Raw genomic sequence first — 24,655 nt, 5'->3', positions numbered from 1 at the left:
TTATTCCTTCAATTAGATTTAATTACATTTACTTTTTTATTTATAGCACATTGTAAGTAACAAATTGAATTATGATTAATGGGAGTTCCTGGTTCAATGCTTTGAGAAACAATTTTTCCAATACCTGTAATTTTGTATTTAACTCCAAGTTCATTTAAGATAGCTATTGCATCTCGTAACGAATGATTAATTAAATTCGGCATAACATTTTTATTTTCAATTAAAATTCTTCTTTTTTCCTTGTGTTTGGTTTTACTCTCAGAAATATTCATGAAACTTTTTGTATCATAATTTTCTGAATTAGTTTTTGTTATTAATCGATCTATTAAAATATTTTTTCTGTTTATTTTTTTTCTCAAAGGCGCCAAACTTAAATCAGCATCGAGAATTCTCTGTGCAACATTTTTAAAAATAGGAGCTGCAACCAGACCTCCATATTTCCCGACTTTTGGTGCATTAACCAATATCAAACAAATTAATTGGGGATTATCAGCTGGAAAAAATCCAACAAAAGATGAGTTATGTTTACTACTAGTATAACTACCATCAACTAATTTTTGTGAAGTTCCTGTCTTACCTCCAACTAAAACATTATCGAGTTGTGCTTCTTTTCCTGTCCCATTTTCAACGACACCAACAAGTAAATTTCTCATTAAATCAGAAGTCTCTTTACGAATAACATTTCTTATTACTTGTGGTTTATATTCTTCAATCAAGCTATCTTTTTCATCAGTTATTGCTTTTACAATATATGGTTTAAGTAATTTTCCACCATTTATTAAAGCTGAATAGGCGGTAATTATTTGTAATGGAGTTACAGAAAATTCGTATCCAAAAGACATAAATGCTTTTGTATATGGAGTAAAATTAATAGGTCTTTTTAATGTACCTTCGGCTTCACCAGGTAATTCGATAGATGTATAATTACCAAAACCAAAATCTCTTAAATATTTATAAAAAATTTCATCTGGAATTTTAGTTGATAATTTAGTCATGCCAATATTACTTGATTGTTCAAGTATTTCTTTTACAGTTAAACTTGTATAAGGATGAGAATCAGAAATTCGAATATTTCTGAAAATATATTTTCCGTTTTCGGTATTAATAATTTCATTTTCTTTAACAAGATTTAAGTCAAATAAAATTGAAAATACAATTGACTTAATAGTTGACCCTGGTTCATAAGTATCTGTAATTGCTCGATTTCTCATTGCATCAATTGGATAATCTTTATAATTATTTGGATCATAATCTGGAATATTAGCAAGTGCTAAAATTTCTCCTGTATTAGGATTCATTATAATACCAACAGCCGATTCTCCTTCATATTTTTGTAGACCTTTAGATAATTCATCTTCAAGAATACTTTGATATGTCTTATTAATTGTTAGTATCAAGTTATTTCCTGGTTTTGGTGCTTTAGATTTTTTTTCATCAATAGAGACTATTCTTCCAAGTACATCTCTTTGAAAAACAAAATTACCATCAATGCCAGCTAATTTTTTATCAAATACTTTCTCTAAACCTGAAACACCTTTAAATTCTCTATCAACATAACCAAGCACATGTGATGCTAACTTACCATAAGGATATACTCTTGAAAAATCCTCCTCATAAAAGAATCCATCTACAATAAGTTTTTTCAAGTGTAAAGCTTTTTCAACTGGTACTTTTTTTTCTATACAAATATTTCTTATTCCATTTTCTATAATTTTTTTATAATAACTTTCACTCTTTCTAAAAACTCTCGAAAATTCTTTAGCAATTGTATCCACTCTATTAGAGTTCATCATTCTTGTATCCACATAAAAAGAAAAAAAATCGCGTGTAAAACAAAGAATTTCTCCATTTCTATCTTTTATCATTCCTCTTTCTGCTTTTACTATTCGTGGCTTAATCTGTTGAGCTTGAGCTTTCAATAAATAATACTCATTATTAATTATTTGAATTGAATATAATCTTATCAATAAAGCAATAAAGAATAAAAAAGAAAATCCAAGTATTATCAGTGCTCGATAATTAATCATATTTTTCTTTTACTAATTTCTCAATTCTTTTTATTTGTTCTTTCGATATTTTTATTGTTTCTAAATTATCTGATGGTAGAATCATACCCAGTGAATCTTTAGCAATTTTTACTATTCTTTCTTCTGAGATTAACTTTTGTTGTTCAACCATTTTTAGTTCAATTCTACTTTGTCTTTCATTTAACTGTTCTATTTTATTTATTTTCTCTCTTTTCAATTTTCTAATTTCGGATACTGTTGCTACGTGGATAAAAAGAAAACAAGCTATAATAAAAACAATAACAATAAAATTTTTTAGTGAACTTACTTTCATATTAATTAAATTCTTTCTGCTGCTCTTAGTTTTGCACTTCTTGCTCTTTTATTTTTACTTATCTCTTCTTCAGATGGAACAATTGGTTTATTATTAATCAATTTCAATCTCTGTATTTTTCCACATATACAAATTGGAGTTCCACTTGGACAAACGCATTTCAGTGTTTCGTATTTGAATTTTTCTTTAACAATTCTATCTTCCAGTGAATGATAAGAAATAACCACAATCCTACCATTCTTATTTAAAAGACTAACTGCTTTATCAAGGAATGCTTTTAATTCTTCCAGTTCATTATTTACATAAATTCTCAATGCCTGAAAAACTCTTGATAAAGTTTTTGATAAATAATTAGGTGGTACAATCTTTTCGATTATGTTTCTGAGTTGAAATGATGTTTCGAATTTTTTCTTACTTCTTTCTTCAACAATTTTTTTAGCTATATATTTAGCTCTTCTTTCTTCACCATAATTAAATAAAATATCTGCTATTTCTTCTTCAGAAAAATTATTTAATATATCTGCTGCAGTTATTTTTTCATTTTTGTTCATCCTAAGATCAAGGGGCGCATCTTCTCTAAAAGTAAAACCTGCATCGGGACTATCGAGCTGATAAGAAGATACCCCCAGATCTAAAAAGATGCCATCAAATTTTTCAATGAACTCGATTTTTGAAATAATATCTATATTCAAAAAAGTCGTATTATAAATAGAAAATCTTTTATCGTTCTGAAATCGTTCCTTACAATACTTAAATGCATTCTCATCTTTATCTGTAGCAATTAATTTTCCTTCTTTGTTAAGACTATTAAGAATTCCCTCTGTATGTCCACCAAAACCTGCTGTGCCTTCAAAATAAATTCCTTCTTTTTTTGTTACCAGTAAATCTATGCTCTCCTTCAGGAGAACAGGAATATGATAATTCATTTCTTTTTTTGTTGCATAATATTTTTTGAAATTTCAGCATATGGAACATTAATTCCTTTTTTAAATTCTTCGTAAATATCAGGATTCCAGATTTCAAATTTTTTATTCTGACCTAAAATAAAAACTTCCTTTTCTATACCAGCAAATTCAAGAAGATTCTTCGGGATTAATAAGCGAGATTGAGAATCTAATTTATCTTCAGCCGAAAGTTCGAATAACATTCTCTTAAATGTTGCTTCTTCTGGTATGTAATCATCAAGTTGATCTATTCTAACCATTACTTCCGATTTCCAGTAATCAAGTGGATATACATCTATATTTTGATATAATCCTCTTGTCATTATAAAAGTACCATCAGCTTCTGGATTAATATATTTACGAAACCTAAAAGGAATACTAATTCTACCTTTTGAATCAATTGAATATCTAAAACTTCCCATGAACATAAATATTACCTCTACATTTCCCCACAATTAAACATTTTTTCCCACTTGACTGCAAAATAACTGTTTTTATTACGGATTGTCAAGAATTTTTTTAAAAAACTTTCGTCAATGTTATTAAAATCATAAGCTGAAGATGTACAATAAAAAAACACAATTAATATTTAATGGAGATAATTTTTAGATGATAATAAAATATGTGGGAATTAATAGGTTGGAAAAATATTGAGCCATCTGGGGGACTCGAACCCCCGACCCGCGCATTACGAATGCGCTGCTCTACCAGCTGAGCTAAGATGGCTTTAGATTATCTTAATTTCTTTTTATGTCTGTTCTTACGTAAGCGTTTTTTACGCTTGTGTGTTGCCATTTTATGGCGTTTTCTTTTTCTACCGCAAGGCATATTTCTCTCCTTTTTAATGTGAATTAATTAATTCTTGTGCTCTTTTTCCAATCTCATTATTCGGATTTATTTCAAAAGCTTTTTTCCACCATTCTTTTGCATCATTTTTTTTACCAGTAGCCATTAAAACAACTCCAATGTTTAAATGAGCTATCTGATGTTTTGGTTCGTATTTCAAAGCATCTTTCATATATTTTAATGCTTCTTCATAATTACCCAAATCATAATAACATACTCCCATATCAACTAACACATCAGGACTTTTAGGATCAATCTTAAGATATTCTTTATATCTTTCTATCGCTTTTTCTTTGAAACCCGAATCATTCAACAAATGAGCTAATGTCAATAACTTTGATTTATCAGATGGATTTGCTTTTAATTCTTCTTCTAAACTATTTATTTGTTGAATATTTTCTAAATTAATTCCTCTATGTATTTCATCATTTGGTAAAGTATTTGGATTAACACTTACTTTTGGTTTATCAAATATACCAGAAGAAAAAATTAATACTAAACCGAATATTAATAGCACAGCAACCACAGTAAATAGTTTTGTGCCTGAAAATTCTTTTACCTGTTTGTTGCTTTTAAATTCTTTTTTGCTTGAAGAACTAACTCTGGTGTTTTCTTTTTTAATTTTTGTACCACAATATGGACAGAAATTAAAATTCGGTTCAAGTAATTCTCCACAACCAGTACATTCTATTAGTTTACTCATACCTATCACGTATTATTTTGTAAATTTTTTTCTTTCATCCCATTATTAACAGCATTTTTGAAATCTTTTGAAAATTTAAAGACTGGAACATAATGTTCCTCTACGAAAACTGTTTCGCCTGTTCTGGGATTTCTTGCATATCTTGCTTTTTTCTTTTTCACCTTAAAACTTCCAAATCCTCTAATTTCTATTCCTTTCCCTTCTTTGAGATATTCAATCACAGTATTTAAAAATCCTTCGATAATAGCTTCAGTCTCTAACTTTGTAAGTCCTGTTCCCAGAGCTACTCGATCAACAATATCTGCTTTTGTCATAATATATCCTCAATTAAAATGTAAATTACAGTTGAAAAAATATCAAATCTTAAAATTATATCCAATTTTAGACTGGATTATAAGTTTACCATAAATGTTTCACTATAAAACACTTTCTAATTATTAGATAAGTACTACACTTGAATGCTCTTAAATACTTATAAAAACAAACATTTTAATTGGTACAGGTTTTGTCCTATAAAGTAAAAAATTATAAAGGTTAAAAAAATGACACTACTACCAATTATATATACAAGTTTAATATTATTTTTCAGCATAATGATGATAGTAATTATTATATCATATATTTCATACAAAATTAAAGCTGAAAAAAATCCTGTAATAGAAGAAGAGAAGAAAAAACTCAACAATCTATATATGCCACAAAGAATTATTAATCATAATACCGAGAAAGTAATTGTACATTATAAACCAGAACCCATTCCAGTAGTTGCAAATTATTCAGAAAACTATCAGCAAAATCATTCAAATCAATCATTTAATAAAAAAGTTAACAATAATACTACATATTATAAAACTAAAGCTTCTAAACCAAGAATTCAGATAATGAACAACCATCCTCAATTTAAGAAAAATAATTTTAATCAAAACAATAATAGAACAGAATTAAAAACCAGTACAGATATTCACAAATACAATTTACTCAACTATTACGACGAATCAAACAATAATAGATTAGTAAGTATTAAAGTTTTGCCTGTTTCTCATTAACATTAAATCAATTTTATTATGTAAATAATTAATACGTCTATCCTTACCATTCTACTATTATTCTATCTACCATCCAATCTAAAATGAATTCATTGCAATATTGTTTTGTTTATAAGCAAACGTAAATTAAAATGTTTAAATTTACTTACGCAGTAATATTATTAGACTTATTAATTCTATTTCAAAATAAGAAATTAATTTTTGTAATATATTATGGAATCAAAGAACAAAACAAATATTCTTTATATAAAAAATATGGTTTGCAACAGATGTATTAAAGTTGTAAAAGAAGAATTAGAAAAAGCAGGAATTGAAATTAAAAATATAACACTTGGCGAAGTAGAATTAACAAAGCCAATTGATCAGAAAAAGCTTAATGAAATTAAAAAAGCACTCGAAGCAAACGGCTTTGAAATTTTAGAAAATAGAAAAGCAAAAATTGTTGAAAAAATTAAAAACACTGTGATATCAATAATTTATCAGAATGATGAATTATTAACATCAAACAAAAATTTCTCAAGTTTGATCGAAGAAAAAATAGGTATGGACTATAATTATTTAAGCTATATTTTTTCTTCTTTAGAGAGTATCACAATAGAGCAATTTATAATATTACAAAAAATTGAAAGAGCAAAAGAATTATTAAAATATGATGAGCTAACACTAAGCGAAATTGCTTACAAATTAGGTTATAAAAGTGTTCAACATCTTTCAAGCCAATTCAAAAAAGTAACGGGATTTTCTGCAAGCGAATTCAAAAAAAATCTTCTAAATTTAAGAAAACCTATAGATAAGGTTATATCCTTATAAATCCAAAAATTTTGTAATATTTTCAAAATTATATATAAATAAAATTCATCAGGCTAATATATATTTCATCAACAAAAATAGGAGAATCTATGACAACCACAGAAATAAAAATTGATGGTATGAGTTGTAAACATTGCATAATGGCAATTGAAAAAGCTTTGACAAAAATAGGTATAGAAAAACATAAAGTTGAAATTGGTACTGCAACTATTACTTTCGACGAATCAAAAATAAAATTCGAAGAAATAGAAAAAGCAATTGAAGAAGCAGGTTATAAAGTACATAAGGAGTAACAGTGAAAACTTATGATTTAAAAATTGAAGGAATGACGTGTGCAAGTTGCGTTACACGAGTAGAAAAAATTATCAGTCAATTCGATGATATTAAAAATGTTAGTGTTAATCTTGCAACCGAACGTGTTAGACTCGAAACAGAAAATCAGGCTTTAAATTTATCTTTAATTTCTGATGCCTTAAAAGAATATGGCTACATACTTAAGTATGAAGAAGAAAATAAAGAAAAGTCAGAAATCAAAATTGATGAAAAAGATGAGTATTACATTACTTTAAAAAAAGAATTTACTTTTGCTCTACTTCTTACCATTCCTATTTTTATTATAAACATGCTAATAGATTCCCAATTTTTTAATGAGTATTTCCCATTAAATTATGAACAAACAAAAAAGATATTATTAATACTAACAACCCCAATTTTATTCATTTCGGGAAAAAGATTTTTCAGCATATTCTGGAAAAACCTAAAGCATTTTACTGCAGATATGAATTCTTTAGTTGCAATTGGAACTGGAAGTGCATACATCTATAGTGCAGCTATAACTCTTTTCCCTGAAATTTTAGCAAGTACAAATCAAAATCATGTTTATTTTGATACCACAGCAGTAATCATAACCCTGATATTAATGGGAAAACTATTAGAGCATAAATCAAAAAGAAAAACTAATGAAGCTATAAAAAAATTAATCGAGCTTAAACCCAGATATACTACTGTAATTAAAAACAATGAACAGATACAAATACCAACATCAGAATTACAAATTGGTGATATTGTTGTAATACGACCAGGAGAAAAAATTCCTGCTGATGGAATTGTTACCTGGGGCTTTTCTACAGTAGATGAATCAATGATTACTGGTGAAAGTATCCCTGTAGATAAAGAAATAAATTCTAAGGTAATTGGTGGAACAATAAACATTAATGGTACATTTAATTTCAAAGTTACACAAATAGGTGATAAATCCATATTAGGTCAAATAATAAATTTTGTACAAAATGCTCAATCAACAAAACCACAAATTCAAAAATTAGCAGATAGAATTGCAAGTATTTTTGTACCTGTAGTAATTTTAATAGCACTTATTACTTTTTTGGGCTGGTTGGTTATACCCACTAATTCTTCCTTTATTACTGCATTGATAAATTTTGTTACAGTGTTAATTATTGCCTGTCCATGTGCACTTGGTTTAGCTACACCGACAGCTATAATTGTTGGAACTGGTTTAGGAGCTACAAATGGAATTTTATTTAAGAATAGCGAAGCAATAGAATTAGCACATAAAATATCTACGGTAATCTTCGATAAAACTGGCACTCTTACCGAAGGAAAACCTGTTGTTACTGGAATTTATTCTTATGATATAAACCAGAATGAATTGCTTTCGTACGCTGCATCGCTTGAATCTAAATCTGAACATCCCTTAGCAAAATCAATTGTAGAAAAAGCAAAAACGCTTAATATTAATTTTAATTCTCCTGATAGTTTTTCAAATCATTCTGGTTTTGGAGTTTCTGGTGTAGTAAATAATAAATCAATTTTAATTGGAAACTTAAATCTAATGAAAGAACATTCTGTTGAAATAGATCATTTATTAAATGAATATGAAAAACTTCACGAAGATGGTAAAACAGTAGTATGCATTGCTATTGACAGAAAATTAACTGGATTTATAGTTATTGAAGATAATTTAAAAAGTAGTTCAATTGAAGCAATTTCTAAATTAAATGAAATGAATATACGTACAGTAATGATAACTGGAGACAGCGAAAAAACAGCTGAAATAATAGCAAAAAAAGCTGGTATAAAAGAATATAAAGGAAGAATTTTACCTAATGAAAAAGCTGAGATTGTTAAGCAATATCAATCAAATAAAAATATTGTTGCAATGATTGGTGATGGAATTAATGATGCACCAGCATTAGCTCAAGCTGATGTTGGAATTGCAATTGGAACAGGCACAGATATCGCCATCGAAACAGCAGATATTACTTTATTAAAAGGCAATTTAATTAACATTGTAAAACTTATAAAACTTTCGAGATTAACAATAAAAACTATAAAACAAAATTTATTCTGGGCATTTATTTACAATATAGTTTTAATACCTTTAGCTGCTATCGGAGCATTAAATCCAATGTTTGCAGCTTTAGCAATGTCTTTAAGTTCTGTATCTGTTGTTACTAATTCACTTAGATTAAATTATAAATTCAAAAAAGGAATATAATTTATAGAAAACTACTTTCTTGGCAATCTTTCAATGTACGAACTTGTACTGAGTACTGCAAAAGAATCGATTTTCTTAAGTTCATCAATGCTGTTACAATTCAAATAACTCATTGCACTTCTTAAACCATCGGATATTGCATTAATTACATTTCTTACAGAACCCTTGTATGGAATTAATGTTTCTTCTCCTTCTATAAATTCATTTTTCATCTTTACACCAAAAGATGCCGAACCTCTATATTTTTTCCATAATTGATCATTGTATTTAATTATTTCACCAGGTGTTTCTTTTGTGCCTGCAAGCATTCTACCAAGCATAACAGCATCTGCACCACAAGCCAATGCTTTTGTAATATCACCAGGACTTTTTATACCACCATCTGCAATTAATTCAATTTTTATTTTTTGTTCTTCTCTTGTAAAATAAACATCGAGTATAGAAGAAATCTGACCTATTCCAATTCCAGTTTGAATTGATGTTGTACAAACACTACCACCACCAATTCCAATACGAACTGCATCAGCTCCTGCATTTGATATATCTTTTAATGTAGAACCAGAAGCAATATTCCCTACAATTACTTTCACATTATATTTTTTCTTAATTTCTTCACACTTTTTAAGCACAAATGCATTACTTGCATTTGCTGTATCAATACAAATAATCAAATTATTTTCTGCAATCTTTTCAATTAATCTATCATCAGCATTTAAATTTATTGAAACAGCTTTTATTCCATTTATAACATTATTGTTATTAAATATTTCGTTTAATGATGAATCAAATCGATTTACTATACCAAGACAACCCAGATTTGATAATTCCTTTGCCATTTCAATACCTGTTACTGTATCCATTGGACTTGAAATAATAGGTAATGATAATTCTAAATCAAGAAATCTTGATTTTGTATTTATGCTTGCTCTGGTCTTTACATTAGAAATTTGTGTTGGTATCAAGCTGATATCATCATAGGTTAAGGATAAAAAGTAATTATTAAGATCATTCTTTGAATAAATTTTCATATTAAACTCCTATTAAGTTTATAAGTTCATAATTATTCTGCATCAAAAATTTTTATTTCATTTTTGTTTATTACAATCTTTTTATGATAAGGCAATGAATGGTTTCCATTTTTATTGGCACATATAACTCTAATAAGATGCTCTCCATCATCTGAAATTTCTATTTTAGTAGAAACAATATTTGTTTGCTTATCAAATGAATAACTTATTTCATTCTTATCAAAATATACTTTTATAGCTTTTTGATTTATACCGTAAGAATCTTTCAACTGAAAACATATCTTTAAATAATTATTCTCATATTTCAAACTATCATTTATTATTTCTATTACAGGAATTCCTGCTCTATAATATTTAGCAATACCACAAAAAATACCCCAGGCTTGAATCTGATTAAATGTTTCATCATTCAATCTAAGTATTTCGAGTCTACTTGTATGAAATGCACATTCAACAAGTACAGCAGGAATTTTTGTTCTTCTTAAAACAGAAAATCCTTCTCCAGGATAAATGTCGTAATCAGAATAAGTTCCATCAAAAGAACCCAATCCACCAGGATTACCCATCACATAAGAAAGATCTCGTTGAATATATCGAGCAATATCTCTTTCAGATGGTTCATATTCATAATCATCTTCTTTAGCGTGATAATAAGTAGAAGTATAATTTGTATAATCATCTTCCCATTTCGCAGGTGCATTATGATGAATACTTATAAATAAATCTGCATTAGAATTATTTGCTAATTCAGATCTTAGTAAGAGTGGTACAGTTTTATCTTCTTCTCGAGACATAAATACTGTTACACCAGCTTTTTCAAGATATTCTCTTAAATATAATGCCACTTTTAAATTTACATCTGCTTCAATTATTTCACCATTCTTGCTTCTATTTTTTCTATCTTCGCCACCGTGTCCAGGATCTAAAAATATTTTTTTCCCTTTTAAATACTTTGAATACAAATTTATTACACTATCTCTTTTAGAAATATCTTTCCAGTTCGGTGGATATTCATAAAGCGGGAAATTACAGATAGTACACGAGCTTATTACAAAAACAGTAATAACAAATGTTATTAAATGTATTATTAATAATTCCGAGCTATTTGTTTTACGCATTTGCCTCCATCTAAAGCAAAATTGCATTTGCTACAATGATTTAAGTTGTGATTAAATTCATTATTAATAATTTTACTTATAATATCATTCAATTCTTTGCTAAAAGAACTTAATTCGTTTCTTGTAATTTCTTTTTCGATAACATTAGCTGGATATTTTGTAAAGATAATTCTTGTTAAGAACGAATTATACTCTTTATAATACTTACTTAAAATATAAGCATAGAATTGTAATTGTATAAAATATTCATTTGCTCTTTCTTCTATCTGGTTATCATTGATATTATCAGTTTTATAATCAACAATAATGATTTTGTCATTTTCAAAAATTAATTTATCGATAATACCAAATAAGTAGTGTTCTCCTTCTTTACAATATATTTCTATTTCGTTTTTCGATTTAGTCTGCAATAAATTTTTATAAAGTTCTGATGAACAAAATCTTTCGAGCTCGCTATAGATTTTTTGTTTTAATAAACTAACCGCATTTTCATCATTAATCGATTCTTCTTTTAAATATCTTTCTATTAACTCTTCAAGATTTTCAATTTCGGGATTTTCTTTTAATACCGAATGAATTACTCTACCTTTCACATCGGAATGATATTGTAATTCTTCTTCTTCCTTAAAATTAAATTCATAAACATTGTAATACTTCTTTATTATATCATAAATAGTTGTATAGCCAAGTTCATAAATAAGTTCATACTTCCAGGGACATTGATTAAAAATTGATATTTTGGTTGCAGAAAAGATTTCACCTTTTGGTCTATCAGATATTTTTTCAATAATTAATTCTTTTGGCTCTTCAATTTCATCATCCTTTTGATTATTTATTTCAACAGATTTTACTTCTTTAATTAATGGAATTTCCAAATGATAGTCTTTATCATAAAAAATATAGTTATCACTCTCCTGCTTCATATATTTGATTTTCCCTTGCAAATCAATTGAGTCAACTGTGTAATCTGGTTTTAAAGCTTCATCGATGAAATAGAAAAAGGAATCTCGCTGTGGTTTAAAATTTTTGTGCGATAAACTTATATAAAGATAATTTTTAGCTCTTGTAACAGCAACATATAGAAGTCTCTTAATTTCTGCTATATTCTTTTTATAATTAATATGATTGTAAAGCGAAACTATTGGTGGTGTATGAAATCCACCAAAGATATTTTTATTTAGTGGGACTTTTACAAGCAAACCAAAATTTTTATCTACATTCAAGCTTTTAGTTTTAACCGTATCTTCCTTTGCATAATTATTACATCCATATAAAAATACTACTTTGAATTCGAGACCTTTTGCTTGATGAATTGTCAATAATTTAACTGCATCTTTATCTTTAAAAATTTGAGCTTGACTTTCATCTTCAATAGTTTTAATCGAATTTTTCAATGCAATCACAAAATCATAAAGATTTTTGAAACTCTTTCTTGAATAATCTCTTGCAAGTGATATTAACTTTTCAAGATTTGCAACATCCTGTTCTGAATTTCTTTTTGCTGCTATAATAGACCAGTAATTTGTATCAAGTAGAATTTGTCTAATTAAGAAATATGGTTCTGTACTTATTGTTAACTTTTGATGTTTTAATAATGTATCTACTATTTTTTTGTATTTCTCTTCTTCATTAGACTTTTGAATTAATTTATCAAAAAAAGAATTTCCATTTTCAAGTGAGATAGCAAAAAGTTCTCTATCAGAAATTGTATAGAAAGGAGATCGTAATATTCCTATTAATGCAGCATCGTCATTTAAGTTAAGCAGGAAAGTGATATAATTATAAACATCATAAACAATTTGATTTTGATAGAATCCTTTGCCACCAATTATTATATAAGGAATTTTCTTTTTAACAAACTCTTTTTCAAGTTCTTCAAAAAAATCTCTCTTTCTACACAATATTCCAATATCACTTAAATCTACTTTTTTATTTTCTCCCGATGTAATTTCAATTATTTTATTAGTAACCATTTCGGCTTCAGAAATTCCATTTTCGTCAGCAAATAATATTTCAACAGCTCCTTCTTCACTTTCATTTTTAGTACATATTAATTCACTATATTCAACATCATTATAGATTGTGGAAGGATTAGAAAATAATTTTGAAAAAAGTGTATTTGTAAAAAGAACTATTTGTGGAGCCATTCTAAAACTATGGGGAAGATTCAGTAATTTCCCTTCTGGCACGCTTTCTTTAATATCAACTTTTGTTTTATTAAATATTTCAAGTTCAGCATCTCTAAACATATATATACTTTGCTTTTCGTCACCTACAACAAAAAGATTTCCCTGTTTCAAATAATCCAGAATTGGCATAAAGATTTTGTATTGCAGTTCATTTGTATCCTGATATTCATCAATCATAATGTATTTGTACTTCGCCCTTAAATATTCCTTAACTTCATCAAGTTCTAAAATTTTTTGTGTCAATAATAGAATATCTTCAAAATCGACATAACTTCTCTGGTGTTTTTTTTCAGTATAAACATTAAGGATATAATCATAAACATCCAGAAACCATTTTCCAAAGTGAGCTAATTCTAAATGCAACTCATCTATTTTATCGAGTTCATAGAAATATTTAATCTCAGAAAAAAATTCTTCAACAATTTTAATTTCATCAATGAAGTACTCTCTATTTTTCCTAAGATATCCTTGAGTCCTAACAGTTCTATCATTATTAGTTAATAATATTTTATCCAACGATTTTATAATATTCATTTTTTGATTAAGTGGAAGAGAATCTGAATAATCCTTCAATATCTCTAATATTGAAATGGCAGTTTGGCTATTCTTGTTATTATCAAGAACAAAATTATTTATGACTTGAATAATTTTTATAACATTATTAATCCTTTCGTTATACAAAGAATTAAACAAATCATCAAAACGGTTTTTAAAATACTCAGCAATTTCCTGTTCTGATTTAGAATAAATCTCTTTAAGATTTTGCTCAATAATTTTTCTTGACCCAATAGCATTTTTAATATGTCGTTCCAGAATTCTACGAGAGCCAAAAAATCGTATCAGATACTTTAATTTTTTTTCATAAGCAGTATCAATAATGAGTTTATTCATCGATTCATTTATGGATTGATCTAATATTTCATCTGCGGTTAATTGATCAACAGGATTAAAATTGGCATCAATTCCAGCTTCAGGAGCAAATTCTCTTAGAACATTCACACAAAAAGAATGGATTGTGGAGATATTGGCAAATACAAGCTGTCTTCTTATGTTTTCTAATCTTCTTTTTAGGTTGGCATCAGTTTCATTTAAAAGTCGTTCTTCAATCTCAAGAGCAATTCTTTTGTTTAATTCACCAGCAGCTTTATCTGTAAAAGTTATTGCTACAAGATTTTCTAATTCAACATTTTCATTCAGTAAAATATTTACAAATCTTTTAGCAAGGACAAATGTCTTGCCAGAGCCAGCATTTGCAGATAATAAAATATGTGTATTAAAATCGAGAGCTTCTTTTTGATACTGAGTAAGCATTATTCTGCCAATGGAATTTTAATTAAAAATGTTGTCCCTTTTTCTGATGTATTTTCAATTTCTATTGTGCCACCAATACTGTTAAGAAATTTCTTTGTCATACTTAAACCCAGACCCATTCCATGTTTTTTTGTAGTAAAATTTTCTTCAAATACTTTTTCTATAAATTCTTCAGGAATTCCAGTACCATCATCTGAAATTCTTACAGCACAATAATTTTGTTCTTCTTTAACTATTATCAAAATATTTTTTGCTTCTGCCTGAATCGAATTACGAATGAGATTAATAAATGTTCTATTCAAATGTTCTTCGTCTGCATTAACTACAAATTCTTTTTCTGAAATTAATTTTATAGACAACTTTTCATCTGTAAATAAGTTTATAGTTTCATTTATAATTTTACCAAGATTAACTTTATTAACATTTAACTTAGGCATTCTTGCAAAATTAGAAAATTCAGTTGCTATATTTTTTAATACTTCAATTTGATTAATTATTGTAGCAGTAACTTTATCAAATATTTCTCCAAACTTAGGAGATTTATCTTTATAAGCTATTATTAATTGTTGTACAGATAATTTCATCGGTGTTAAAGGATTTTTAATTTCGTGAGCAACCTGTTTTGCCATTTCTCTCCATGCTGCTTCTCTTTCAAGCTTAACCATTTCAAATTGACTTTTCCTTAACTGCTCAACCATTTTATTAAAACCTTCCGTAAGCTCCAGTATTTCTCCAGTATAATTCCCTTTAATTTCTACTGTTAAATCACCACTTCCAACTGAACGAGTTGCATGTGTAAGTTTTTTTACAGGTAAATAAATTTGATTTGCCAGTAAAGTACTAACTATTATTATTAAAATAACAGCAAGAGAAATTATACCAAACATGAATACATTAACATCCTTATCTGTAACTGAGACTCTTATTTTGTTTAAAAGATCATTAACTTCAATTAAATAATTTTTCCCATTAAAAATAATTTTAAAATAAACTGAAGTATAAGGATTGTTTTCAAGTTCATTAATAAAATATGCTTTATCATATCCCTTCAAAATAAGATTGTTATAAACATTAAAAGGAACAATTACTGGTAATAAATTTGCCTTATATAAATTTTGTTCTGTGCTAAAATTAAGATACTTGTTATCAAATACAGAAAACTCAATTCCCAGATCTTTCGATGCTTTTAAGAAAATTAAGTTACTATCTTTTATAGTACTATTTTCATAAACACTAAGATAATTTTTAAGTTGTTCAGTATATTTTGATAATTCTTCTATTCTAAATTCTCTTGCATTTTCTTCAGTAATATTTTTTATGTACAAAGCAAATATTATCAGTGGTATTATTGCTATAAATAAAAAAGCAACTGCAATTTTTGTTCGATAACTTTGTAAAAACTTCAGCAACTCTTTATAATTCCATAATGAAATTAGAATAAGTGTAAATAAAATTATGATCGAGTGAACAAAAAAGACTTTGAAGAAATCCGAAAGATTCCATGTAAAACTTTTTTCGGCTTTACCAACTGCTAATATTTTAGAAGAATCATCATTTAATTTTAGAATATAAAAAAGAAATTTCTCATCGCTCAATGAAATATTTAACCATGCTTCATTAGTATTATTAAAAGATGCATTTATAAATGTTTTAATATCGTTTTTAGAAAGTGATAAAGCTCCATATGATTTTACTAATTCTTTATCATTGAAATAAAATATCTTTACTCTTTCATAATCTATAGCAGATGATATTCCCTGTTGTTCAGCCAAAAAATATTTTGGAACATTTAAAAATCTAAAATTAATTTCTTCATATAGAGCATAAATCAATGCATAGCCCAGAATTTTATTATTATTTTTAATTGCTACTATTCCTTTGATTAAAAAATCATCTCCGTAAATATTTGGAATTATTTTTATAACAATATCATCTTCATTAACATCTATCTCTTCTAAATTCTCGTTAATTCCAAAATCTATTATTGAAGAAGAAAATGTTCCTACTTGTTTTTTCTCAGCATTGTAAAAAGCTATTGCAGATGGAATTGATTCTTTGTAAAGCATACTTTTTGACCAGACTAAAAATGCACTGGAATAAAAATTTTTGTTATCGAGAAAAGCATCTTTCAAACTATTATTATTTTGAATATCGTATAATGTCTGGTAAACTATAAACTGATAAATATTTTGATTAGCACGAGTTAAATCATATGCAGTTGTTTTAAGAGATTCTCTTTCAATTTCAGAATTATAATAAGTTAAAAGACTTACTGTTACAATTGATGCCCCGAATGATATATAAACATATTTAGTGATGCTTTTGAAATTTTCCTTATTAAAAACATAAGCTAATAAAAAAATAGTACTTAAAAATATTACTCTAATTATTGGCGTGCCTTGTGGATTTTTTTGTAATGTATCAAATACTAAACCGAATATTTGCAAACAGAAAAATAAAATTATCAATGCTTTGAAAAATTTGTTCTTATTGTTTTTTACTGGAATATAATAAAACAAAACAAGCAGTAACATTATCGAAAAAATTAATAACGAGATTCCAAACATCAGAATGTTGAAATCCATAAGTAGAGCAGGTGCTTCTGGAATTAATTTAAATTCTTTGAAATAACGAATTGTTGAATCAAAAATTACACTTCGTATTGATGCCCCCATTCCCCGCCATAGCAACAAAATTAAAAAGTAATTAATAAGAATGAGACCTATAAAGATTACCCAATTATTATTTCGAGTTTTCCCTTCATTATACCATTTGATAAAATATTTAAATCCAGTAGAAATTATTATGAATAAAGTAATAATTGTTAGAGTGAATTCAAGCGGAGATTTTACAATTCCAAATGCAAATTTCGATGAGAAGTTTGATGCATCTGTTAATGAGTTTCTTATATATGATGAAGGAAAATTAAAAATGAATAAAAGAATTCTTAATGATAGAACAATAAGAGAATAGCAAATAAACTTAACATAATTTTTCTGCGATTTTCTTACGAATGAGATAACGAGATTAATCAAGTATAGAAATATCAGTAAAAATAAAAATAACTGTAAGGTTCTTATCACTTTTATTACATCGCTCAATAAGAAATCTACAGAAGGTTTTTCAAATAAAACTTCTCCTATTACTTCACTTTTATTATTAATCAACTCTGTTGAATGAAATTTACCATTTCTAATTAATTTAGCATAAGTGTAATTTACTTCAACACTCGTATTCAAAGATTTAGAAAGAAACTCAGACCAGCTTACGAATTTATCTTTGTTACTTAATTTGTATTTTTTTTCGATAGGTAAATTAACAGAAACATAAAAAATATTTGGAGTTGTAATTGTATCAATAGTGGTTAAATAAACATTTAAATCATCATCGAAAAAAAATATCCTGTTGAGATTATTCTGGTTTAAATATATTTCTTGATTAAGATAATTCCTTGAATCCCAATAAATTATATTTTTTTGATTATCATAAATCTGAATTAAAGTTTTATAGTTTTTTAATATTTCAGATAATTGTTCAAAAGGAAGTTTGTTAATCTTTCTCCGAACATCATTTTTAATATTTCTCGATTCACTAAATAAGAACTTTATCTTCTTTTTGAAATTTTCTTTAATTGCTTTTTCATCACTCTCAATTTGTGAATCTATTAATGATTTCCAATTATTTCTACAATAATTCACAACTACAGGAGATAAAAATCCTGATAACACCAGGAGAACAATACATAAATAGAAAATAATTTTCTTTGTTTTTGAACTAATGATAATCACGCTAATAGGAACTTAATTAATAGTAATTTGAGATATTTTCCATTGATTCCTGATTAATTGCAACGATATAAAGACAATTGCTGTGCCTTTAATTCCATTATTATTAAATTTTAGAACTCCTGATGCAAATGGATTAGTGGAATCTGTAACAATGTTAGTTAATTTAAATGAAATTGGTTTATAAATGCTCAAAAAATCTTTAATAACATAGTAAGATTGATTTGCACTGTAATAACCCGAGTTCCCATTTTTTAGACTAATAAAACTTTTCTCAGCAAAATAAGATGAAAATTTATCGATAGCATTGTTATTCAAACCATCTTCGAAATGAATAAATATCTTGCTTACATCATTAATTTTTATATCCTGAGAATAACTTACATTACAATTAAGAAAAAAGAATGCGAATATTATCATTAAAACATTATTCACAATTTTATTCAATTTATTAATTAGAATATTTTTCACATTAATTATCACTTACAAAATAAATTAAAAGAAATAAAAAAGCATATCCCTGATGGAATATGCTTTTCATAATTTGATATTAATAGTTCATTAATTGCGTGAAATTGATTTAGGCATATTATTTCTATCAAATTTAGTTGCGTTTCTTTTTAATTCCCTGTTTCCTTCTGCTAACTGATATGCCCAATCAAAAACCATTCTTTCTCTTGTAATATTTTTAATTCGTATCTTAGCATAGTGATTATCCCATGTCCATATAACATAAGTATGTCCAACAATAGCTTCTGTATATTTTATGTTTTCACCAGGTTTAATTGAAACCCATCCATTAACAGGAGCATAACTTATATCATAAATATCATTAGTTAATCCCATATCCTGAATATCTGTATCTTCCCAGACAGTTATATAATATTTACCATCATAATATTCAAAGAAAAAATCTGCACTTTCGTCATTATATGCAACAACTTGATAATTACTAAAATCGTAACCAGAATTGTTAGGAGAAACATGATAATCAAATACTGCCTGGTTAAAGCCTTCGGGACGTGGAGTATCATAAACTACATCTCTGCTAAGTTCACTTTCATTATTATTGTAATCATATGCTGTTACTGCATAATAATATGTTACTCCGTTCTCGCAACCTGTGTCAACAAAATAATTATCGTCTGTACTACCTATCAAAGTATATCTTCCATCATAAGAATAACTATAGTATACATTATAACCAGCAACATCGCTTTCTGGACTGTGATCCCAGTATATATCAACTCTTTCATCACCAGTGATTGTTCTAATGTTTGTAGGTGGTGATGGTGGGACATCATCAAAACGAATATCATCACAAGAGACAATTAATAATAAGCTAACAATATTAAAATAGATCCACTTTTTCATTATTTAATCTCCATAAATTAATTTGGAGATTTTTAAGCAATCAGTATGCCAGTATTTATTTGAAATTTCATAAAAATTCTTTACAGAGAAATTCTTACTGTATCTTCTCTTATACAACTGTGATTAATATTTCAGAATTAATAACTAAATATCAAAGAATTTATCTTCGAAAAACATTTTGCCTTTATTAATTACTGCTAATGATTTCCCTGTCAATAAACGTTTATCAAAAGGTGAGTTTTTAGATTTTGACTTGAACTTCGAAACATCAACAGTCCATATCAAATCTGGATCAATAATAGTGAGATTAGCTTTTTCTCCTGTTTTGATAAGTGGAACTGGTAAGTTTAAAATCTTTCTGGGATTTATAGATAGTTTTTCAATTAATTGTGAAAAAGACAAATGCTTTTTATGTACAAGTTCACTTAATGCTAAGCCAAGTTGAGTTTCAAGTCCAATGATACCATTAGGAGCAAATATAAATTCCATCTCTTTTTCTTCAATTGAATGTGGAGCGTGGTCACTTGCAATGCAATCAATTGTACCATCTTTAAGACCTTCAATAATAGCATCAATATCTTCTTGTGTACGAAGTGGCGGACTCATTTTAAAATTTGTATCATATGTTTTAAGAGATTCATCTGTCAATGTAAAATGATGTGGTGTAACTTCAGCAGTTACTTTTATATTTTTTTTCTTTGCCTGTCTTATAAATTCAACAGCATTTTTAGAACTAACATGTGCAATATGAACTTTAGCTCCAGTAAATTCAGCCATTAAAATATCTCGAATAACAATTAAATCTTCTGCAATGTTAGGAATAGCTGGTAATCCAAGAATAGTAGAAACAACTCCTTCATTCATTGCCCCATTTGATAACGATTCATCTTCACAATGTTCAATAATTGGTGCATCAAACATTTTTGAGTATTCAAGTGCATGTCTTAATATTCCAGCATTTTTAATTGCATTCCCATCATCAGAAAAAGCAACAGCTCCAGCTTCAAATAGTTCATACATTGGAGATAAAGCTTCTCCCTTTCTTTCAACAGTTGCTGCTCCTATTGGATAAACTTCAACGAGATGATGTTGTGCTTTATCCTTTATAAATCTTACAACTTCTGCATTTTCGATGCATGGATTAGTATTAGGCATACAAGCAATTTCTGTAAAACCGCCAGCTGCAGCAGCATTACAACCTGTTTCAATTGTTTCTTCATCTTCTCTTCCAGGTTCTCTTAAATGTACATGCATATCAAATAAACCTGGCACACAATATTTATTTTCAAAGTCAAAAATTTTTGATGATTTCCATTCTTCGTCTGTCAAACCACCAATTTTTTTTATTATGCCATCTTCAATTAATAAATCATTTTTTTCATTTAATTTTTGATATGGATTAAAAAGTATAACCTGTTTTAGAATAATTTTCATTTTTCACCTTTTAATTTACCATTGTACCAAGTAAATAAAGAACTGCCATTCTTATAGCAACACCATTTGTAACCTGATCTAAAATTATTTGATAAGGTCCATCAGCAACTTCGGATGATATTTCAACACCTCGATTAATTGGACCAGGATGAAGTATTACAATATTTTTATTGTTTCTTTCGATTCTCTCTGTAGTAATTCCAAAGTAATTGTGATACTCTCTTGTAGTTGGAATTCTTCTACCAGCATCTCGTTCAAGTTGAATTCTTAAAACGTTCAGAACATCATTATTTGCAATTGCTTTATCGATATCGTTTAAAACTTTAACTCCCAGAGATTCTATTCCCATAGGTATCATAGTTGATGGACCACAGACAGATACATTCGCTCCCATAGTTTTAAGTCCAAAAATATTTGACATTGCAACTCTACTATGTGCAATATCTCCAACTATACAAATGTTCAAGCCTTTTAATGTTCCAAATTTTTCTCTTATTGAATACATATCAAGAAGTGCCTGTGTTGGATGTTCATGAAGTCCATCTCCAGCATTTATTATATTTGCTTTAGTAATTCTTGTTAAGAAATGTGGTACTCCAGCTGATTGATGTCGAACAACAATCATATCAACTTTCATTGCTTCAATGTTTCGAACTGTATCTTTAAATGTCTCTCCTTTTTTTGTACTACTTGTTGATGTAGAAAAATTAATAGTATCGGCTGATAATCTTTTCTGTGCAAGTTCGAATGAAATTCTTGTTCTTGTTGAATTTTCATAAAATAAATTTACAATTGTTTTTCCCTGTAATGTTGGTACTTTTTTGATTGGTCTCTCTAATACTTCTCGGAAGGTTGTTGCAGTATCTAAAATTAATTGGATATCTTCTTTGGGTACTCCATATAAGCCCAATAAATGCCTGCTTGATAGTGCCATTTTCCTCTCTCTTAATTTTTAGGAACATTTACTAAATAAATTGAATCTTCACCATCAATTTCTTTTAATCGAACACGAACTTCTTCATCAATTGAAGTTGGAATATTTTTACCAACAAAATCTGCTTTTATTGGAAGTTCTCGATGACCTCTATCTACCAGAACACAAAGCTGAATTGTACTGGGTCTTCCAAGATCCATTAAAGCATCCATTGCAGCACGAACTGTTCTGCCTGTGTAAAGTACATCATCTATTAATATTACATCTTTTTCATTAATATCAAAAGTAATATTAGTTACAGATACTTCAGGCTGTTTTAATCGAGTTCTAAAATCATCTCGATAAAGAGTTACATCGAGTACACCAAAACTTGGTTCGTAATTTTCAATTTCTTTAATCTTCGCTTTAATTCTTTGAGCAATAAATTCTCCACGAGTCCGCATTCCTATTAAAACTATATTCTTTGAACCTTTATTTCTCTCAAGTATTTCATGAGTAAGACGAGTTATTGTTCTATTTAATCCTTCTTCATCAATTATCTTAGCTTTGATATCTTTTGTATCCATAATTAATACCTCATCTATATAAAAAAAATCCTCGTTGACCAAAGGTCGCCGAGGTTTTATTGTTGGTTAATTTTAATATTTTGCATTCCTTTTTATCTCACTGGATAAAATTAAAGGATAATTTTAAAAACAAACTTATAAGAATGCCTCTTTAAAGTAAAGAGGCATTTTAATTTAACTTATTACTGAATTTTAAATTCAATCCTTCTATTCATAGCTCTACCATTAGCAGTATTGTTATCTCCAATCGGATTTGATTCTCCATAACCTACTGCTTTCAATCTTGCAGGATTAATTCCTTTTGAAACCAGATAATTTTTTACAGCATCAGCTCTTCTTTGAGATAATTTTTTATTATACTCTTCTGAGCCAATGTTATCAGTATAACCTTGAATTTCTACTTTCAGGTCAGGATACTGAAGCAATGTTTTAGCTGCATCATAAAGAATTGGATATGATTCAGGTGTAATTTTAGCACTATTAAATTCAAAATTAACACCTACCAGTACCCATTTCTCTGCTTTAGCTTTTTCGACACTAACAGGTTTTTCAACTACTACTTCTTTAACAACTTCTCGTGGGATATATCTTTTAATAATTTCTTCAATTCTTTCATAGTCGACTTGAGAAATCTTTTCTGCTGCTAAGCCAGAATATAATTGACAATACTTAGAAGGTTCTCCTTTTGCGAAATAATATGATACACCCAGCTTTATTGCCATGTAAGAATCTTTAGCATTAACTTCGCCTATACCCAGTGCACCGTCAAATTCGGAATTAGAAACAAGATGATATGCAGCTTCTGTAAGTAACCTTAAATTAGAGGTTAATTCCCATTCCAAACCAAATCCAGCATTAAATTGTCCAGCTATAGCATTATCATCAATTGTTGGGGTAGCTTTATTTGTGAGCATTCTATAATCAACTCCAGCACCAGCAAATAAAAATGGAGATACAGATTCACAAGGCACAAGATAAAATATAAAATCTAAATTTCCGCTTAAAGAATTTGTTTCTGATGTTGTTGCAGGGGTACCCCATTCACCTTCAAAATGTAAATAGGAACCTGTCAGTCTTAATCCAACATGTTCTGTAAAGTTTCTCTGGAGAGATAGAAATCCACCATAGTTTGTATTTGATATTGTAACATTAACATTCACAAAACGAGGATAAGTTAAACCTGCACTTGCCAGCCAGCTATTTTTTGCGAGCTGTGCGTATATTGGAGATACTATTACATTAATTATCAATAAAATTAAAAAAAATTTCTTCATACTGCCCCCTTTTAAGTTATTAAATTATTTTTATATCTAAATCAAAAACAATATTTTTGTACAAGTAGATCGGGGTGTAGCGCAGCCCGGTTAGCGCGCTTCGTTCGGGACGAAGAGGTCGAGAGTTCAAATCTCTCCACCCCGACTATGAGTACTTTTTTTACTTACATTATTTTCAGTAAATCAAAAAACAAGTTTTATGTCGGCTCGACTAACGACCTTTCTCGTCGTCTTGCCGAACATAATTCCGGTCAAACCAAATCTACTAAATCTGGTATCCCCTGGGATTTAGTCTTTTTCAAAGAATTTTCTTCTAAAGCTGAAGCTCGCAAATAAGGTTAACTTTATTTTAAATTCTTCCTTCTATCATCAATAAAACTTATAATGATTAATTCTTCTATACCTAAAATTATTAATCTATTATTAACAAGAGTT

At 27.9% G+C, this 24,655-nt stretch carries 21 protein-coding genes and 2 tRNA genes; 6 read left to right on the top strand and 17 right to left on the bottom strand.

Annotation, left to right across the window (positions count from 1 at the left end; genetic code table 11):
• Nucleotides 1-8: 8 nt before the first annotated feature.
• From VJY38_RS13310 to VJY38_RS13280, 7 genes are all read right to left on the bottom strand, one after another.
• Nucleotides 9-2,027, bottom strand: a complete 2,019-nt coding sequence (locus VJY38_RS13310; protein WP_353681214.1) for a penicillin-binding protein — start codon at nt 2,025-2,027, stop codon at nt 9-11.
• Nucleotides 2,020-2,340 carry a hypothetical protein gene (locus tag VJY38_RS13305; RefSeq protein WP_353681213.1) on the bottom strand — a complete coding sequence of 107 codons (321 nt, stop codon included), beginning with the start codon at nt 2,338-2,340 and terminating at the stop codon, nt 2,020-2,022. The genes VJY38_RS13310 and VJY38_RS13305 overlap by 8 nt, the downstream gene beginning before the upstream one ends.
• A gap of 5 nt (nt 2,341-2,345) precedes the next feature.
• On the bottom strand, nt 2,346-3,266 hold the full coding sequence (rsmH, locus tag VJY38_RS13300) for a 16S rRNA (cytosine(1402)-N(4))-methyltransferase RsmH (RefSeq protein WP_353681212.1): 921 nt from the start codon (nt 3,264-3,266) through the stop codon (nt 2,346-2,348).
• Nucleotides 3,263-3,706 (bottom strand): division/cell wall cluster transcriptional repressor MraZ, encoded by a 444-nt coding sequence (locus tag VJY38_RS13295; RefSeq protein WP_353681211.1) that lies wholly within the window; start codon nt 3,704-3,706, stop codon nt 3,263-3,265. Before VJY38_RS13295 ends, rsmH begins: the two co-directional genes overlap by 4 nt.
• 231 nt (nt 3,707-3,937) lie before the next feature.
• Nucleotides 3,938-4,010 (bottom strand) — tRNA-Thr (locus VJY38_RS13290).
• A 115-nt stretch (nt 4,011-4,125) separates the two neighbouring features.
• Entirely contained in the window at nt 4,126-4,833 is a 708-nt protein-coding gene (locus VJY38_RS13285; protein WP_353681210.1) for a tetratricopeptide repeat protein, read from the bottom strand.
• A 5-nt stretch (nt 4,834-4,838) separates the two neighbouring features.
• Nucleotides 4,839-5,147 (bottom strand): HU family DNA-binding protein, encoded by a 309-nt coding sequence (locus VJY38_RS13280; protein WP_353681209.1) that lies wholly within the window; start codon nt 5,145-5,147, stop codon nt 4,839-4,841.
• Between the two features lie 228 nt (nt 5,148-5,375).
• Between VJY38_RS13280 and VJY38_RS13275 the strand changes: the two genes are divergently transcribed.
• The 4 genes from VJY38_RS13275 to VJY38_RS13260 all read left to right on the top strand — a co-directional run bounded on the left by VJY38_RS13275 (nt 5,376) and on the right by VJY38_RS13260 (nt 9,207).
• The gene (locus VJY38_RS13275; RefSeq protein WP_353681208.1) at nt 5,376-5,879 is read left to right on the top strand and encodes a hypothetical protein; all 504 of its coding nucleotides are present in this window, start codon (nt 5,376-5,378) and stop codon (nt 5,877-5,879) included.
• A gap of 213 nt (nt 5,880-6,092) precedes the next feature.
• A complete protein-coding gene (locus VJY38_RS13270) occupies nt 6,093-6,689 on the top strand; it encodes a helix-turn-helix domain-containing protein (protein WP_353681207.1) in 597 nt (198 codons plus the stop codon).
• An 89-nt stretch (nt 6,690-6,778) separates the two neighbouring features.
• On the top strand, nt 6,779-6,982 hold the full coding sequence (locus tag VJY38_RS13265) for a heavy-metal-associated domain-containing protein (protein WP_353681206.1): 204 nt from the start codon (nt 6,779-6,781) through the stop codon (nt 6,980-6,982).
• A 2-nt stretch (nt 6,983-6,984) separates the two neighbouring features.
• Nucleotides 6,985-9,207, top strand: coding sequence for a heavy metal translocating P-type ATPase (locus VJY38_RS13260; protein ID WP_353681205.1), 2,223 nt, complete (start codon nt 6,985-6,987; stop codon nt 9,205-9,207).
• Nucleotides 9,208-9,218: 11 nt separating this feature from the next.
• On the opposite strand, the gene VJY38_RS13255 is transcribed toward VJY38_RS13260, so the two are convergent.
• The 10 genes from VJY38_RS13255 to VJY38_RS13210 all read right to left on the bottom strand — a co-directional run bounded on the left by VJY38_RS13255 (nt 9,219) and on the right by VJY38_RS13210 (nt 24,220).
• Complete coding sequence (locus VJY38_RS13255) at nt 9,219-10,235, bottom strand: guanosine monophosphate reductase (RefSeq protein WP_353681204.1); 1,017 nt, start codon at nt 10,233-10,235, stop codon at nt 9,219-9,221.
• A gap of 32 nt (nt 10,236-10,267) precedes the next feature.
• Nucleotides 10,268-11,353: an N-acetylmuramoyl-L-alanine amidase family protein gene (locus tag VJY38_RS13250; protein ID WP_353681203.1), complete on the bottom strand. Its 1,086-nt coding sequence runs from the start codon at nt 11,351-11,353 to the stop codon at nt 10,268-10,270.
• Nucleotides 11,323-14,853: a UvrD-helicase domain-containing protein gene (locus tag VJY38_RS13245; protein WP_353681202.1), complete on the bottom strand. Its 3,531-nt coding sequence runs from the start codon at nt 14,851-14,853 to the stop codon at nt 11,323-11,325. The genes VJY38_RS13250 and VJY38_RS13245 overlap by 31 nt, the downstream gene beginning before the upstream one ends.
• On the bottom strand, nt 14,853-18,581 hold the full coding sequence (locus VJY38_RS13240; protein WP_353681201.1) for a sensor histidine kinase: 3,729 nt from the start codon (nt 18,579-18,581) through the stop codon (nt 14,853-14,855). Before VJY38_RS13240 ends, VJY38_RS13245 begins: the two co-directional genes overlap by 1 nt.
• A gap of 72 nt (nt 18,582-18,653) precedes the next feature.
• Complete coding sequence (locus VJY38_RS13235) at nt 18,654-19,058, bottom strand: DUF4783 domain-containing protein (RefSeq protein ID WP_353681200.1); 405 nt, start codon at nt 19,056-19,058, stop codon at nt 18,654-18,656.
• Nucleotides 19,059-19,199: 141 nt separating this feature from the next.
• Nucleotides 19,200-20,012 (bottom strand): fibronectin type III domain-containing protein, encoded by an 813-nt coding sequence (locus tag VJY38_RS13230; protein ID WP_353681199.1) that lies wholly within the window; start codon nt 20,010-20,012, stop codon nt 19,200-19,202.
• A gap of 144 nt (nt 20,013-20,156) precedes the next feature.
• Nucleotides 20,157-21,446 (bottom strand): dihydroorotase, encoded by a 1,290-nt coding sequence (locus VJY38_RS13225; protein ID WP_353681198.1) that lies wholly within the window; start codon nt 21,444-21,446, stop codon nt 20,157-20,159.
• 10 nt (nt 21,447-21,456) lie between these two features.
• The gene (locus VJY38_RS13220; RefSeq protein WP_353681197.1) at nt 21,457-22,380 is read right to left on the bottom strand and encodes an aspartate carbamoyltransferase catalytic subunit; all 924 of its coding nucleotides are present in this window, start codon (nt 22,378-22,380) and stop codon (nt 21,457-21,459) included.
• Nucleotides 22,381-22,391: 11 nt separating this feature from the next.
• A complete protein-coding gene (gene pyrR / locus VJY38_RS13215; RefSeq protein WP_353681196.1) occupies nt 22,392-22,946 on the bottom strand; it encodes a bifunctional pyr operon transcriptional regulator/uracil phosphoribosyltransferase PyrR in 555 nt (184 codons plus the stop codon).
• Between the two features lie 182 nt (nt 22,947-23,128).
• Nucleotides 23,129-24,220 carry an OmpA family protein gene (locus tag VJY38_RS13210; protein ID WP_353681195.1) on the bottom strand — a complete coding sequence of 364 codons (1,092 nt, stop codon included), beginning with the start codon at nt 24,218-24,220 and terminating at the stop codon, nt 23,129-23,131.
• A 70-nt stretch (nt 24,221-24,290) separates the two neighbouring features.
• Here VJY38_RS13210 and VJY38_RS13205 point away from each other — a divergent pair.
• Nucleotides 24,291-24,365, top strand: a tRNA-Pro gene (locus VJY38_RS13205).
• Between the two features lie 2 nt (nt 24,366-24,367).
• Nucleotides 24,368-24,556, top strand: a complete 189-nt coding sequence (locus tag VJY38_RS13200) for a GIY-YIG nuclease family protein (protein WP_353681194.1) — start codon at nt 24,368-24,370, stop codon at nt 24,554-24,556.
• Nucleotides 24,557-24,655 lie beyond the last annotated feature (99 nt).

This window comes from Rosettibacter firmus, from assembly GCF_036860695.1.
Lineage (GTDB): Bacteria > Bacteroidota > Ignavibacteria > Ignavibacteriales > Melioribacteraceae > Rosettibacter > Rosettibacter firmus.
The sequence above is the reverse complement of the archived record's forward strand: the minus strand, read 5'-3'. Positions and strand labels throughout refer to the sequence as shown.